The organism is Telluria sp. RB2R28, from assembly GCF_059685835.1.
The window spans coordinates 20,418-35,337 of record NZ_JCASIK010000009.1; the positions used below are offsets into that span (position 1 = coordinate 20,418).

The 14,920-nt window shown below is 63.5% G+C and carries 17 protein-coding genes and 1 riboswitch; of the genes, 7 read left to right on the forward strand and 10 right to left on the reverse strand.

The window, feature by feature from the left end:
- Window positions 1–3: 3 nt before the first annotated feature.
- The 5 genes from hemH to AC56LV_RS23105 all read right to left on the reverse strand — a co-directional run bounded on the left by hemH (window position 4) and on the right by AC56LV_RS23105 (window position 5,428).
- Window positions 4–1,113, reverse strand: coding sequence for a ferrochelatase (gene hemH / locus AC56LV_RS23085; protein ID WP_499561132.1), 1,110 nt, complete (start codon window positions 1,111–1,113; stop codon window positions 4–6).
- 147 nt (window positions 1,114–1,260) lie between these two features.
- A complete protein-coding gene (locus AC56LV_RS23090) occupies window positions 1,261–1,689 on the reverse strand; it encodes an organic hydroperoxide resistance protein (RefSeq protein WP_183556081.1) in 429 nt (142 codons plus the stop codon).
- A 77-nt stretch (window positions 1,690–1,766) separates the two neighbouring features.
- The gene (gene recN / locus AC56LV_RS23095; protein ID WP_499561134.1) at window positions 1,767–3,431 is read right to left on the reverse strand and encodes a DNA repair protein RecN; all 1,665 of its coding nucleotides are present in this window, start codon (window positions 3,429–3,431) and stop codon (window positions 1,767–1,769) included.
- A 76-nt stretch (window positions 3,432–3,507) separates the two neighbouring features.
- The gene (locus AC56LV_RS23100) at window positions 3,508–4,410 is read right to left on the reverse strand and encodes an NAD kinase (RefSeq protein WP_499561135.1); all 903 of its coding nucleotides are present in this window, start codon (window positions 4,408–4,410) and stop codon (window positions 3,508–3,510) included.
- A gap of 130 nt (window positions 4,411–4,540) precedes the next feature.
- Window positions 4,541–5,428: a DUF3667 domain-containing protein gene (locus tag AC56LV_RS23105; protein WP_499561137.1), complete on the reverse strand. Its 888-nt coding sequence runs from the start codon at window positions 5,426–5,428 to the stop codon at window positions 4,541–4,543.
- Between the two features lie 144 nt (window positions 5,429–5,572).
- Between AC56LV_RS23105 and AC56LV_RS23110 the strand changes: the two genes are divergently transcribed.
- From AC56LV_RS23110 to ribB, 4 genes are all read left to right on the forward strand, one after another.
- Window positions 5,573–5,914 (forward strand): hypothetical protein, encoded by a 342-nt coding sequence (locus AC56LV_RS23110; RefSeq protein WP_499561139.1) that lies wholly within the window; start codon window positions 5,573–5,575, stop codon window positions 5,912–5,914.
- A gap of 3 nt (window positions 5,915–5,917) precedes the next feature.
- Entirely contained in the window at window positions 5,918–6,349 is a 432-nt protein-coding gene (locus AC56LV_RS23115; protein WP_183556076.1) for an OsmC family protein, read from the forward strand.
- Window positions 6,350–6,442: 93 nt separating this feature from the next.
- Entirely contained in the window at window positions 6,443–6,856 is a 414-nt protein-coding gene (gene gloA, locus AC56LV_RS23120; protein WP_258835858.1) for a lactoylglutathione lyase, read from the forward strand.
- A 71-nt stretch (window positions 6,857–6,927) separates the two neighbouring features.
- A riboswitch (FMN riboswitch) is annotated at window positions 6,928–7,080 on the forward strand.
- A gap of 104 nt (window positions 7,081–7,184) precedes the next feature.
- Window positions 7,185–7,832 (forward strand): 3,4-dihydroxy-2-butanone-4-phosphate synthase, encoded by a 648-nt coding sequence (gene ribB / locus AC56LV_RS23125; RefSeq protein ID WP_499561141.1) that lies wholly within the window; start codon window positions 7,185–7,187, stop codon window positions 7,830–7,832.
- Window positions 7,833–7,892: 60 nt separating this feature from the next.
- Here ribB and AC56LV_RS23130 read toward each other — a convergent pair whose 3' ends face one another.
- From AC56LV_RS23130 to AC56LV_RS23145, 4 genes are all read right to left on the reverse strand, one after another.
- Entirely contained in the window at window positions 7,893–9,251 is a 1,359-nt protein-coding gene (locus tag AC56LV_RS23130) for a TolC family outer membrane protein (RefSeq protein ID WP_499561143.1), read from the reverse strand.
- A 39-nt stretch (window positions 9,252–9,290) separates the two neighbouring features.
- Window positions 9,291–9,614, reverse strand: coding sequence for a rhodanese-like domain-containing protein (locus tag AC56LV_RS23135; protein WP_499503944.1), 324 nt, complete (start codon window positions 9,612–9,614; stop codon window positions 9,291–9,293).
- Window positions 9,615–9,624: 10 nt separating this feature from the next.
- On the reverse strand, window positions 9,625–10,278 hold the full coding sequence (locus AC56LV_RS23140; protein ID WP_499561145.1) for a protein-L-isoaspartate O-methyltransferase family protein: 654 nt from the start codon (window positions 10,276–10,278) through the stop codon (window positions 9,625–9,627).
- 183 nt (window positions 10,279–10,461) lie between these two features.
- The gene (locus AC56LV_RS23145) at window positions 10,462–11,112 is read right to left on the reverse strand and encodes a TetR/AcrR family transcriptional regulator (protein ID WP_499561146.1); all 651 of its coding nucleotides are present in this window, start codon (window positions 11,110–11,112) and stop codon (window positions 10,462–10,464) included.
- Window positions 11,113–11,295: 183 nt separating this feature from the next.
- On the opposite strand from AC56LV_RS23145, the gene AC56LV_RS23150 reads away from it, so the two are divergent.
- The gene (locus AC56LV_RS23150) at window positions 11,296–11,580 is read left to right on the forward strand and encodes a YkgJ family cysteine cluster protein (protein WP_499455824.1); all 285 of its coding nucleotides are present in this window, start codon (window positions 11,296–11,298) and stop codon (window positions 11,578–11,580) included.
- A 10-nt stretch (window positions 11,581–11,590) separates the two neighbouring features.
- On the opposite strand, the gene AC56LV_RS23155 is transcribed toward AC56LV_RS23150, so the two are convergent.
- A complete protein-coding gene (locus AC56LV_RS23155) occupies window positions 11,591–11,998 on the reverse strand; it encodes a hypothetical protein (protein ID WP_499561148.1) in 408 nt (135 codons plus the stop codon).
- Window positions 11,999–12,181: 183 nt separating this feature from the next.
- On the opposite strand from AC56LV_RS23155, the gene AC56LV_RS23160 reads away from it, so the two are divergent.
- Window positions 12,182–13,015 (forward strand): undecaprenyl-diphosphate phosphatase, encoded by an 834-nt coding sequence (locus AC56LV_RS23160; protein ID WP_258835866.1) that lies wholly within the window; start codon window positions 12,182–12,184, stop codon window positions 13,013–13,015.
- A 58-nt stretch (window positions 13,016–13,073) separates the two neighbouring features.
- Window positions 13,074–14,918, forward strand: coding sequence for a DNA helicase RecQ (gene recQ / locus AC56LV_RS23165; protein ID WP_499561150.1), 1,845 nt, complete (start codon window positions 13,074–13,076; stop codon window positions 14,916–14,918).
- Window positions 14,919–14,920 lie beyond the last annotated feature (2 nt).

The window sequence follows — 14,920 nt, forward strand, 5'->3', positions numbered from 1 at the left end:
GGACTAGTTGGCGGCGCCGAGACTCTTGGCGCGCGCAGCGCCACGTTCGGCATCGATGCGGCGCGCTTCGCGCTGGGCCGGCGTGAGGATGGTCGGCCAGCCGATCAGGTGCTGCTCGGCGATTTCGGCCAGGCCGCGAATCCAGGCGGGCGAAGCGTTCAGGCACGGGATGTAATGAAACTCCTTGCCACCGGCCGCTTCGAAATCGTGGCGCACTTCCATCGAGATTTCTTCCAGCGTTTCCAGGCAGTCGCTGGTAAAGCCCGGACAGATCATGTCGATGCGTTCGAGGCCATCGCGCGCCAGTTGCGCGACGGTGGGCGCGGTGTACGGCTGCAGCCACTCGGCCTTGCCGAAGCGCGACTGGAACGTGACCATGTACTCGTCCTGCGACAGGTCGAGCGCGGTGGCCAGGAGGCGCGCGGTTTTATAGCACTCGCAGTGGTACTGGTCGCCCAGCAGCAGGGTGCGCTTGGGCACGCCGTGGAAGCTCATCACCAGCTTCTGGCCGCGGCCATGGTTGTCCCAGTGCGCCAGCACGTTGTCGCGCAGCGCGTGGATATAGCCTTCGTGGTCGTGGTAATGCTTCACCAGGCGCAGCTCGGGAATGTTGCGCACCTTCGCGTAGTGCTGGAACACGGCATCCCAGATCGATGCCGTGGTGGTGCCGGAATATTGCGGGTAGGCGGGCAGCACGACGATGCGGTCGACGCCCTCCTCTTTCAGGCGATCGAGCACCTCGGGCATCGATGGCGAGCCGTAGCGCATCGCCATCGCCACACTCACGTCTTCGTGGCCGCGCTCGGTCAGCATCGCTTGCAGGCGCGTGGCTTGCAGGGCCGTGTTCACGCGCAGGGGCGAACCGTCGCGGGTCCAGATCGTGCGGTATTTCGCAGCCGACTGGCCCGAGCGGAACGGCAGGATGATCAGGTGCAGGATGCACCACCAGACCAGGCGCGGCACCTCGACCACGCGCGGGTCGGACAGAAACTGCTTCAGGTAGCTGCGCACCTTGCCGCGCGTGGGCTCGTCAGGCGTGCCAAGGTTGACCAGCAGGACCGCGCTGCGCGGGATGGTACCGTGGGTGTAAGGCGGTTCAGGGCGAAATGACATGGGGGCGTAGTGAAGACAGGATCTGGCCATTATAAGTCTGGCATGTCCTGCCCGCAGGACCCAACAGCGGGTCAGTGCGCTTTGGGTTGCCGGTCCGTGGTGTTCGAGCCACGGACCGGCAAGGCTAGCGCAAGATCAGGATCAGAATCAGGTGCTCACGTGCAGGCGCACGTCGATGTTGTTGCGGGTGGCGTTTGAGTACGGGCACACGATATGGGCCTTGTCGACCAGCTCCTGCAGCTGGGCCTGGTCCATGCCCGGGCCCTTGATGCTCAGGTCGACTTCGATGCCGAAGCCCGTCGGGATCTGGCCGATGCCGACGTCGCCCGTGATGGTCAGGTCGGCCGGCAGCGTGACCTTGGCCTGGCCCGCGACAAATTTCAGCGCGCCCAGGAAGCAGGCCGAATAGCCGGCTGCAAACAGCTGCTCGGGATTGGTGCCCGCGCCGCCACCGCCGCCCAGTTCCTTCGGCGTGGACAGCGTCACGTCCAAGGCGCCGTCCGAACTTTTCGACGTGCCTTCACGGCCGCCTTGCGACGTGGCTTGTGCGCGATACAGGACTTTTTCGATGCTCATGCGAGTTCCTTCCGGAGTGGTTGATGGGGGTGTTTACTGTGCCACAAAAACACCCGGACCCCGCGCCATGCAAACGATCACGACGCCAGCAACTCCCTTGCATGCTTGCGCGTGGTCTCGGTGATCTCGATCCCGCCCAGCATGCGCGCCACTTCTTCGACCCGCGCGCGCTTGTCGAGCACGTCGATGCGCGAGACCGTGCGGCCGGCATCGGTCGTGCCCTTGGCCACCTGAAAGTGCTGGTTTGCCTGGCTGGCCACCTGCGGCAAGTGCGTCACGCACAGCACCTGGCGTTGCTGGCCCAGGCGCTTGAGCAGGCGCCCCACCACCTCGGCCACGCCGCCGCCGATGCCGGTGTCGACTTCATCGAAGATCAGGGTCGGCACCGTCGTCGCATTCGACGTGATGACGGAGATCGCCAGCGAGATGCGCGCCAGCTCGCCGCCCGACGCGACCTTGGCCAGTGCACGCGGCACGACGCCTGCGTGGCCGGCCACCAGGAACTCGATCTGCTCCAGGCCATGCGCGCCCGGCTCGCCGCGGTTCAGGCCGATGGCGAAGCTGCCGCCGCTCATGCTCAGTTCCTGCATCGCTGCGGTGACCTGCGTGCCCAGCTCGTGGGCCGCTGCCGCGCGCCGCACCGACAGGCGCCCGGCCACATCCATGTACGCAGCCTCGGCTTTTTCTTCCTGCTTGCGCAGGCCGTCGATGTCGGTGGCGTCGGCCAGCTGGCGCAGCTTGGTGGCCAGCTGCGCGTGTTCGTCCGGCAGTTCTTCGGGCGTGACGCGGTACTTGCGCGCCGCCGTGTGCAGCGCTTCCATGCGCGCATCGACTTCGCGCAGGCGCGCCGGGTCGAGCTCGACCTTGTCGATATACGTGTTCAGTTCGGACACCGCTTCTTGCAGCTGGATGCGCGCCGGCTCCATGCAGTCGAGCACCGACTGCAATTGCGTATCGACGTCGACCAGTTTGCCCAGCTTGGCGTTGAGCGTGGACAGTTGCGACAGGATCGGATGGTCGGATTCGGAGATCGCGGCCAGCGCTTCCTGCGCGCCTTCGAGCAGCGTCGCGGCATGCGACAGGCGGCTGTGCTCGTTGCCGATCTCGAGCCACTCGCCGGTTTTCGGCGCCAGCTTGTCGAGCTCGGCCACTTGCCACTCGAGGCGCTCGCGCTCGATCAGCACGTTCTTGGCATCGGCTTCGTATTCTTCGCGCTGGCGCACCAGCGCGCGCCAGGTACGCCAGGCTTGCGAGACTTCCTGCGCCTCGATGCGCGCGGCCGGATCGCGCACGCCGATCTGGTTATCGAGCAGCGCGCGCTGGGCGTCGGGCTTGAGCAGGCTCTGGTGCGCGTGCTGACCATGGATGTCGACCAGCAGGTCGCCCAGCTCGCGCAGTTGCGCCGCCGTGGCCGCAACACCGTTGATATAACCCTTGGAGCGGCCGGCGTTGTCGATCACGCGGCGTAGCAGCGCCCCACCCTCGTCAGCGCTGAAGTCGTGCTCGGCCAGCCAGACACGCGCCACCTCGGTCGGTGCGAAGTCAGCGGTGATGTCGGCTTTGGCAGCGCCTTCGCGCACCATGCTGGCGTCGCCGCGGCCGCCCAGCGCCAGCTGCAGCGCATCGATCAGGATCGACTTGCCGGCGCCGGTTTCGCCGGTGAACACCGAGAAGCCGTTCGAGAATTCCAGTTCGATGGCGTCGACGATGACGAAGTCGCGGATGGTAAGTGTGCGCAGCATGAAAAATCGGGTCTCCGGCGGTTAGGGCGATTCTTTGACGACTCTGTAGCAAATGCGGGCGGCTGCGATGGATAGCTTACTTGAGCCTGCCGTCGTTGGTGGGATACTCGTTCCAGTGCAGTTTCTGGCGCAGCGTGTGGTAATAGCTCCAGTCGAGCGGATGCAGGAACGTGATCGTGTGCGGCGAGCGCGAGATCACGATCTGGTCGCCCAGTTGCAGGCTCGTGAAGGTCTGCATGTCGAAGTTCACGCTGATGTCGCGCCCGCTGACCAGTTCGACCACGATCTCGCTCGTGTCGGGCACCACGATCGGCCGGTTCGACAGCGCATGCGGCGCGATCGGCACCAGCACCGTGCCGCCCAGGCTCGGATGCAGCAATGGCCCGCCGGCCGACAGCGCGTACGCCGTCGAGCCGGTGGGCGTGGAAACGATCAGGCCGTCCGAGCGCTGGTTGTACATGAATTGACCGTCGACACTCAGTTTGAGTTCGACCATGCCGGCGCCGGTGCCGCGCGCCACGACCACGTCGTTGACGGCCACGCTGGAAAAGATCAGCACGCCATCGCGCATGACGCGCGCTTCGAGCAGCGTGCGCTCTTCGCGCCGCGCGCAGCCCTGCAGGATGCTGCTCAGTTGCGGCAGCATGTCGTCCAGCGCAATGTCGGTGATGAAGCCCAGGCGCCCCAGGTTGATGCCGATGAGAGCGATATCGTATTCGGCCAGCTGACGCGCGATGCCAAGCATGGTGCCGTCGCCGCCGAGGACGATGCCGATCTGCGCTTGGGCGCCGATCTCGGCCACGCTCATCGATTCGAGGTTCCCGAGCGCGAGATTGGCAGCGGTATCGGCCTCGAACACGACGCGGTAGTCGGCCCCGGCCAGAAAATCGCGGATGCGGCTGACCGGCTCTTCGACGCCTGGCGTGTTATGCCGCACCACGAGCGCGATGATCTGTTGCGGTTGGGGCGAAGCGGGCATAGCGATCTCGGCAGTAGTAGGTTAACAACACGCTGGAGATTAACCGATAATTCCTGCGGCTGCCATAGCAGCGCTCGGCAAACACTGTACAGATGCACAGTATACCGGTCGCCGCCCCGGTCCCGCAAGTTCAGCCCACCAGTGCCGCGCCCATGGCAACCATCACCGCCAGGATCAGGCTCAGTACATGAAGCAGGCTCAGCACGATCCAGCGCAGACCCGTAGCCAGGCGCGCGCCGCCATACACCCTGTGCATCGCCAGCGGCAGATACAACAGCAGCCACAGCGACAGTGGCAGCTCCAGAAAGTCCAGCATCGGCGGCAGCGTCAGCAGCACGCTGAACATCAGGAAGGCAAACGCATTGGTGTGCAGCGCAAACAGGAAATGCTCGCCATATCGCCGCCCCGTGCGCACGTACAGGATCCGCAGATAAAAGGCGAACACCGGCATCAGCGCGAATACCGCATACGGGGTATAGCTGAAGAACGCCCCCTTGAGCGCCACTTCCTGATCGCGCCGCGGCAGGTCGAGGAAGTGCTGGACTTTCTGGCCCAGGGTAGCGTTGAAGGATCCGGCCCCAGTCACGAGTGGCGCGACGGCGCGGTTGAATTCAGTGGCAGGCTTGGCGGTTTCTTGCCTGTCACCGGAAATGGCGATCGCCGAAGGCGGTATTTCTTCGCCGAGATTAATTACTTCCATCCCGCTGAACTTGAACAGCGCAAAAAAGATGATGCTGAACGTCAGGTACAGGCGCAGCGGCTGCAGGTAGCGCGCGCGCCGGCCTTCGATGTATTCGCAGGTGAGAAAGCCTGGCTTGAAGACCAATCCGCCAAGCGACTTCCACAGCGCGCCTTCCAGCGCCACGTAGTGCGCGATGAATTCGTGCAGGAACTCGCGCGCGCTCGGCACGTGCAGGTGCGTGGCCTGGCCGCACTGATGGCAATAGTTGCCATCGGTGGCGGCGCAGCAGTTCTTGCAGACCGAGGTGGCGTGCTGCGGCAGGGTGTCAGGCGTCACGGTACATCTTCCGAAAAAACATTCAGAATCCTATCTTAGCCATGTAATTGCAAAAAAGCATCATATTTACAAAGTTCAATTGAGCGACCGTTTTGGGCGTGGGCAGTTAGGATGAGGATGACGAAAATACAAAAGGAGATCGCGATGGCGACCAATGCAAAAGACCGCGCCGTGAATACGGACGAACCGATGGGCAACGATGGCGTCAAACGCCAGCCGCACGAACGCGATGAAACGCCGGATGGCCAGGACACCGAGCCACGCGGCATCATGAAGCAGGCCGCCAGCGACCTCGAGCAAGGTCTGGTCGACACCGATGCCCGCAATACGCCGGGCATTTCCCAGGCAGTCGATGCGGCGCCGGGCGCGAGTGGCCAGGCCACCCCGCTGCCGGACCGCCATCGCGACATGCGCGACCACGAGGCCGAACCGGCGCCCGAGGCAAAAGACGACGACGATACTGACAACACCAACGAAAGGAAATAAGACATGACAATCAAACGCGACGGCAGCGCCGTATGGAGTGGTGGTATCAAGGATGGCAAGGGCCAGGTGTCGACCGGTAGCGGCGCACTGAAGGACCAGCCATATGGCTTCAACACCCGCTTTGAAGATGCACCAGGTACCAACCCGGAAGAACTGATCGGCGCGGCGCACGCAGGCTGCTTCACGATGGCACTGTCGGGCCAGCTCGGCCAGGCCGGCCTGACCGCTGACGAACTGCGCACCAAGGCCACCGTGTCGATGGAAAAAGTCGAAGGCGGCTTCTCGATCACGGCGATCCACCTGGAGCTGCGTGCGAAGATTCCGGGCGCGAGCCAGGAAGCCTTCGACAAGGCAGCGACCACGGCAAAAGAAAATTGCCCGGTATCGAAGCTGCTGAACGCCACCATCACGCTCGACGCCAAGCTCGAGAGCTGATAGCAAGATCGGATGCGCATCGGGCCCTGTCCGGCAAGGAAACTGTCAAAGGCATAAAATGACGGTCTTTCCGAACCACATAAGGCACACACGATGCGCATCCTGCATACCATGTTGAGGGTCGGCGACCTGCAACGCTCCATCGACTTCTACACCACCGTGCTGGGCATGAAACTGCTGCGCACGAGCGAGAACGCCGAGTACAAATACAGCCTGGCCTTCCTCGGCTACGGCAGCAATCCCGATCACGCCGAACTCGAGCTGACCTATAACTGGGGCACCGACAGCTACGACATGGGCACGGCCTATGGCCACATCGCCATCTCCACCGCCGACATCTACGCGACCTGCGACCAGGTGCGCGCAGCCGGCGGCAACATCTCGCGCGAGCCAGGCCCGGTCAAGGGCGGTACCACGGTGATCGCCTTCATTACCGACCCGGACGGCTACAAGGTCGAGCTGATCGAACGCGCCGACAATGCCAGCGGCGGCGGCCTGAGCAAGTAAGCCTGCCGCCTGCAGGGATCGCGCAGCGCTGCTACAATCGCCGCGCCTGCATCCTGCAGGCAACTACAAAATTACGTCTTCGGGGCGGGGTGCGATTCCCCACCGGCGGTATGACCGGCAACGGTCGAGCCCGCGAGCGCCTGCCCGGCATACTACTGGGCAGGGTCAGCAGATCTGGTGCGATGCCAGAGCCGACGGTATAGTCCGGATGAAAGAAGATGTGCGCGTTCACGCGCCCGGCCTGCCCTGCCTTGCGTGGGGGCAGACGGGCGCGCGGCTGCGCTTTGCCCTGATGCGTTTTTCGCCCACTTTGCGAGGAGCGTTTCACATGCTGGTTTCTACCCATACCCTTTTCAGTCACGACCTGGAAGGCCGCATCGCCGCGGCGCTGGACGCCATGCGCGCCGGCATTCCGGTCATCCTGCTCGACGATTTCGATCGCGAGAACGAGGCCGACCTGATCGTCGCCGCCGAACACATCACCAGCGACACCATGGCCCTGATGATCCGCGAATGCAGCGGCATCGTCTGCCTGTGCCTGCCTGACGAGAAGGTTCGCGCACTTGAACTGCCGCCGATGGCGCCGGACAACGGCAGCCGCTACGGTACGCCGTTCACGGTCTCGATCGAGGCGCGCCATGGCGTGACCACCGGCGTCTCGGCCGCCGACCGCGTGACCACGATCCGGGCCGCCATCGCGCATGACGCCCGGCCGGACGACGTGGTGCGCCCGGGCCACGTGTTCCCGCTGCGCGCCACACCAGGCGGCGTGCTGGCCCGCGCCGGGCACACCGAAGGTTCGGTCGACCTGGCCCGGCTGGCCGGTCTGCAGCCGGCAGCCGTGCTGTGCGAATTGATGAACCCCGATGGCACGATGATGCGCGGGGAGCAGATCGAGCAGTTCGCCGCAGAGCGCGATTTTCCGATCCTGACGATTGCTGAGTTGATTCAGTGGCGCAAGGCGCGGGCGCTGTAAAACAAAAAGCCCGGTCGCCAATGACATTGGTCGACCGGGCTTGCGTGATGCAGCAGCAGATTACTCTACCAGCAAACTGTTCACCGGCGTCAGGTCGGTCTCGCGCAGCGAACCTGCCGCCGCTTTCAGACGCAAGCCATTGACGATCACGTCATAGCGCGCACGCGACAGGTCGGTGCGGGTCTGGTACAGCTGGCGCTGCGCATTGAGCACGTCGATATTGATCCGCACGCCCACCTGGTAGCCGAGCTTGTTCGATTCGAGCGCCGACTGGCTCGACACTTCCGCCGCTTCCAGTGCCTTGACCTGCGCCAGGCCACTGCTCACGCCGAGGAACGACTGACGCGCCTGCAGCGCTGCATTGCGGCGCGTTGCTTCCAGCTCGTTGCGGGCGCGGTCTTCCAGTGCGATCGATTCACGCACGCGGCTGGTGACCGCGTAGCCGCTGAAGATCGGCACGCTCCACTGCAGGCCGATCGCATTGTTCTTGGTATCGCCCGAGCTGCCGGTGCGGCCGTTGATGTCGCGGCGCGTCGAGCTGGCCACGAGATCGAGCGTCGGCATGTGCCCGGCGCGGTTGCGCGAGATGTCGCGCGTGGCGATTTCCACCTGGAGCTGGCTGACCGTTACGCCATAGTTCTGGTTCTCGGCCGACGACACCCACGGGTCGACCGTGGCCGGCTGCGGCACGGCCAGCGTCGTGCCGGGCTTCAGAGCCGCCAGGTTGCCCGGTGCGGTGCCGATGATGGCCTGCAGCGCATTGCGCTTGTTGTCCAGGTCATTAACGGCAGCAAATTCCTGCGCCAGCACCAGGTCATACGCGGCTTGCGCCTCGTGCGTATCGGTGATGGTCTGGGTGCCGACTTCAAAATTGCGCTTGGCCGATGCCAGCTGCTCGGTGGTTGCATCCTTCTGGGCACGGGTCGATTCCAGCTTGTCCTGCGCCGCCAGCACGTCGAAGTAGGCCTGCGCCACGCGCGTGATCAGGTCTTGCTGCGCCTGGGCAAACTGGGCTTCGCCGATGGCTTGCTGCAGCTTGCTCTGCTGGTACGTTTCCCAGCGATCCCAGCGATACAGCGGCTGCTGCAGCGCCAGCGTGTATTCGTTGGTGCGCAGGTTCGAGCCGCTGCTGCCGACGATGCCCGGCTGGCCGTTCGGCAAGGTGCCGAGCTGACCGACATTCCATGGATCGAAGTCACTGTCGTTCTTGCTGAGCGCACCGCTGATGCCAACGGTCGGGAGTAGCCCTGCACGCCCCTGAATGATGCGCTCGCGGCTCGCCGACAGCGAAGCACGCGCACTCGCATACGTCGCGTCATTGGCCAGTGCCTGCTGATACACCTGGATCAGGTCGGCAGCACCGGCGTTGAGCGAGAAGCACGCGCTCGCAAGCAGCACGGCGATAAGGGGTTTCTGCATTGCTATCTCCACAGGGGTCATCAAGTTTTTGGAATCAGGTCAATACGTCGGCATCGACGGATCGACTTGCAAAGCCCAGGCGTGTATCCCGCCCGTCAAGTTGGTTACATTGTCAAAACCATTGCGCTCGAGGAAGGCAGCAACCTGCATGCTGCGCGCCCCGTGATGGCAGATGCAGACGACCTCGCGGTCGTCGTCGATCTCGGTCACGCGCACCGGAATCAGGTTCATCGGAATCTGGGTCGAGCCGGCGATCCGGCACGTCTCGAATTCCCAGTTCTCGCGCACGTCGAGCAGCAGCGGCTGCTCGCGCGCCGGATCGGCCAGCAAGGCAGCCAGTTCGGGAGCAGTAATCTGTTGCATTACGATTCCCTCAGAACGTGAAGCCGGACGGCTTCGTTGCGCCCGTCAGCGGTTTGGCGACGGTTTCGAACACGGTGACCGCGTCATGCGCGGTGGCCGAGGTGCGGGTGATCCGCTGGCACGTCATGGCCGGCGCAGTGCCGACAATCGCGATCATGCGGCCACCAATTTTCAGTTGCTTGATCAGCGACTCCGGCAGCAGCGGCAGCGCGCCCGAGACGACGATCACGTCGTAGTCGGTGCCGGTGGCCCAGCCCTGGGCGCCGTTGCCCACTTCAACCGACACATTGGTGATGCCGGCAGCGTCCAGGTTCTGCTTGGCCTGGGCGGCAGTTTCCGGCAGGATTTCAACGCTCGTCACATGACGCGCCTTGCTCGCCAGCAGCGCCGCCAGGTAGCCCGAACCGGTGCCGATCTGGAGCACGTTGTCGCCCTGCTTGACGGCGGCTTCTTGCGCCATGCGCGCTTCGACCTTCGGGTTAAGCATGGCTTCACCACCCGGCAGCGGGATTTCGGTGTCGGCAAATGCCAGGTTCTGGTAGGCCTGTGGCACGAATTGTTCACGCTTGACCACGTGCAGCAGGTCGAGGATGTCCTGGTCCAGCACATTCCAAGGACGGATCTGCTGTTCGATCATATTGAAGCGGGCTTGTTCGATATTCATTTCAGTTCTCGGTGGAAAAATAAACAATCCGATATTCTAATCCGTGAACGGTGCTGGAACCTACCTGAATAGGTATCTCGAGGCACATCTTATCGACGCACGCCTTCCCCAGAGGAAAATTGCGACAGTCTGCAGTTTGGAGGGGATGAACGCCAGAAAACCGTCCCTGGCGTGAACGGGCGTTCAGCGGGCCGGTTGGCCAGCCGGCACGAGGCCATTGAGGGTGATGTCGAGGAAGGCGTCGAGGAAGGCTTCGGGATGCAGGTCGCAGCGCTCGCACGGGGCGATGGTGTGTTTCCAGGTGGACAGCATCAGCATCGGCGCGATCAAAACCTGGGTGGTCTGGGGAATATCGATCGCGCGAAACTCGCCGCGCTGCACGCCGCGCTCTAGCATGCTGGAGATCATGCGCATGCCGCGGCTCATGACTTCGGTCTGGTAAAAGCGCGCCAGCTCAGGGAAATTATCGGCTTCCGCAAAGATCAGCTTGCTGATGCCGGATGCCTTGGTCGCGCCTACCCGATGCCACCACGACAGGATCACACTGCGCAACAGGTCGGCGCTGTGGCCTTCGAATTCAGCCACCGAGATTTCTGCCTGCCCCAGCATCGGCACGATACTCTGGCGCACGACGGCCTTGAACAGGTCTTCCTTGTTGGTGTAATACAAATACAAGGTGCCCTTGGACACCCCGGCGCGCTTGGCCACGTCTTCCAGGCGGGTGGAGGCAAAGCCGCGCTCGACGAACAGCTCGATGGCAGCCGCGAGCAGTTCTTGCGGACGCGCTTCCTTGCGACGTTCCCAGCGTGGCTTACTGTCTGTTTGGCAGTCCATGTCACCCACCCAGAAAATTATCTAAGGAACAACCAATATAGACCCGCCATGTTGCTGCCGTCAAGCGACCGTTGTGCAATCGAAACTATTCCTGCTGGAATTGTACGAGAAGGAGACAATGCATCATGTCATACCTGCAGCGCAGTCCGATGTATACTTGCGGTCCGCTACTTTCTAACCACCATGCTGTCCACTCCCGCCCCCTTCCAGTGCCGGCCGCAATGCGGCGCCTGCTGCACCGCCCCGTCGATCACCAGCCCGATCCCTGGCATGCCCAATGGCAAGCCGGCAGGCGTGCGTTGCGTGCAATTGGGAGAGGACGAGCGCTGCCGCATTTTCGGGCAACCCGAGCGACCGGCCTTCTGCGGCGGCCTGCAACCGTCGCACGAGATGTGTGGCGATACGCGGACGCAGGCGATGGTCTGGTTGGGTGAGCTGGAACGGCTGACGGCGCCCGAGCCCGTGTGAATACGGTGGCTTAGACCGCTGGCTTGCCGCGCGCCTGTTGCACGCGCTGGAACAGTCCGCCGAGTGTCAGGCCGTCGTGCCAGATGTCGCCCAGCAAGACGCCATAGCGTTCGCGCAGTGCGCGCGCCAGTGGTTCGATGTCGGTGGCGTCGGGCATCCAGCGCGTTGGTTTGGCAGCGCGCACGACATTGAGCAACGGATCGTCAGGGCGCAGATGCAAGCGGTCGCAAGCGCCAAAGGCGCAGGCAGAACCGAACACGGCGAGGAAATCGCGGATGTCCTTGCGGGATGCGGAAGGGAAAGAACTGCGCCACGCCCGGCCCTGGAAAGGCCGGTAACGCAAGGCGTTGGGCAACTGCCAATCATGAAATGCTACCCAGGCCAGCGCAGCAAGAATGAGGACAAGAAAAAGACTCATGGGCTTGAGTGTAGCACGCGTTTTTACGCATGACACATCTTTACAGCGAGATTAAAACGGCCCCGATGCCGTCCGCGGCAGCTCGTACGGTTCAGTTAGCCCAACGGCAGCCGCCCCGCTCATGGTAAGCTGTGCCCCCTCGCATGTACCTCCCACAGTTCACTTCCACAGCACAAAAACACCATGGATATCGTTCTCGCCATTAAGGCAATCATCATGGGCCTGGTCGAGGGTTTCACTGAATTCCTTCCGATTTCGTCGACCGGCCACCTGATCCTGATGGGCAGCTTGCTCGATTTCACGGGCACCAAGGCAACCGTTTTCAAGATTGTCATCCAGGCCGGCGCCATGCTGGCCGTGGTCTGGGAATATCGTGATCGCATCGCGAAGGTGTTCGCCGGGCTGGGCGCCGATCCCGTCCAGCAGCGCTTTGCGCGCAATGTCGTGATCGCATTCTTCCCCGCCGCCATTGCCGGCGTGCTGTTTAGCGCGGCCATTACCGAAGTGCTGTTCCACCCGATTCCCGTGGCCGTTGCCCTGGTGCTCGGCGGTATCGTGATCCTGTGGGTCGAACACCGCAACCGCCAGAACCCCAAGCCAGCGCGGGTCGAAACGGTCGACGACATGAGCATGCTCGATGCGCTCAAGGTCGGCTTCGCGCAAGCTTTTGCACTCATCCCCGGCACCAGCCGTTCGGGCTCGACGATCATCGGTGGCATGCTGTTCGGGCTGTCGCGCAAGGCGGCCACCGAATTCTCGTTCTTCCTGGCCATGCCGACGATGCTGGGCGCCACGGTCTACTCGATCGCCAAGGAGCGCGACCTGCTGTCGATGGCCGATGTGCCGCTGTTTAGCCTGGGCTTTTTCTCAGCGTTTATTTCCGCATTCCTGTGCGTGCGCTGGCTCCTGCGCTACATCAGTACGCACGACTTCACGATCTTCGCCTGGTACCGTATCGTATTCGGTATCCTGATCCTCGTGACCGCCCAATTCGACCTGCTTACCTGGGCGGACTAAACTTGCAGCATCAGCCGGTCCAACACACAGCGTGAACACTCTGTCCGACATTGATCGTATGAATTCAGACACCGGCGCCGAACCTGGCGCCGACCTCAGCGCACGTGCGCTTCACGTGCTCGAGACCGTCTTCGGCTACCCCGCCTTCCGCGGCCAGCAGGGCGAAATCGTCGAGCACGTGGCCAGTGGCGGCGATGCGCTGGTGCTGATGCCCACCGGCGGCGGCAAGTCGCTGTGCTATCAGATTCCCGCGCTGCTGCGCGACGGCGTCGGCGTGGTCATCTCGCCGCTGATCGCGCTGATGCAAGACCAGGTCGACGCGCTCGAAGAAGTCGGCGTGCGCGCCGCGTTCCTCAATTCGACCCAGACGTTCGAAGAAGCGATGCGCATCGAGCGCCTCGTGCGCACCGGCGAAATCGACTTGGTCTACGTGGCGCCCGAGCGCCTGATGACGCAGCGCTGCCTCGAGCTGTTCGATGCCTCCAAGATCTCGCTGTTCGCGATCGACGAAGCGCACTGCGTCTCGCAGTGGGGCCACGACTTCCGCCCCGAGTACATCCGCCTGTCGATCCTGCACGAGCGTTTCCCGAACGTGCCGCGCATCGCCCTCACGGCCACGGCCGACCAGCAAACGCGCGCCGAGATCGCGCTGCGCCTGCAACTGGGCGAAGCGCGCCAGTTCGTCTCGTCGTTCGACCGCCCCAACATCCGCTACTCGATCGTCGAGAAAGCCAACGGCCGCAAGCAACTGCTCGACTTCATCGCCGGCGAGCACTCGGGCGACTCGGGCATCGTCTACTGCCTGTCGCGCAAGAAGGTCGAAGAAACCGCCGACTTCCTCAACGAAAACGGCATCCGCGCGATGGCCTACCACGCCGGCATGGAATACGCGGTGCGCGCCAAGAACCAGGCGCGCTTCCTGCGCGAAGAAAACATCGTCATGGTCGCCACCATCGCCTTCGGCATGGGCATCGACAAGCCCGACGTGCGCTTCGTGTGCCACCTCGATCTGCCCAAGAGCATCGAGGGCTATTACCAGGAAACCGGCCGCGCCGGCCGTGACGGCGGCCCCGCCAGTGCCTGGATGGCCTATGGCCTGCAAGATGTGGTGCTGCAGCGCCGGATGATCGACGAATCCGAGGCCGACGAAACGTTCAAGCGCGTGCTGTCGATGAAGCTCGACGCCATGCTGGGCCTGTGCGAAACCCTGTCGTGCCGGCGCATGCGCCTGCTCGACTACTTCGGCGAACGCTCCGGCCCGTGCGGCAACTGCGACACCTGCCTGATCCCGCCGGTGAGTTTCGATGGGTCGGTGCCGGTGCAAAAGCTCCTTTCCACCATCTACCGGGTCGACCAGCGCTTTGCCGGTGGCCACGTGATCGACGTGCTGCGCGGCGCGACCACCGAGCGCATCACCCAGTGGCACCACGACAAGCTCACCGTGTATGGCGTTGGCGCCGACCGCAGTGAACAGGAGTGGCGCGCCATTCTGCGCCAGGCCATTGCGCTGGGCCTCGTCACGGTCGACCACGATGCCTTCAGCTCACTCAAGCTGACCGACGCCGCGCGCCCGGTGCTCAAGGGCGAGCAGACGGTACAACTGCGCCAGTACCAGAAACCAGTCAAGGCCAAGCGCCCTTCCACATCGCGCTCGACGTTCGAGGAAGTGGAGCTGTCGCGCTCCGAGCAAGGCATCTTCGAGCGCCTGCGCTCATGGCGCATGGGCACCGCGCGCGAGCATGGCGTGCCGGCGTATGTCGTGTTCCAGGATGCGACGCTGCGCGAGATCGCCAAGGTCAAGCCGACCTCGATCGACCAGCTGCGCGGCGTGACTGGCGTGGGCGAGAAAAAGCTCGTGTCGTATGGCGACGCGATCGTCGCCATCATCAACGAGATGCTGTAACG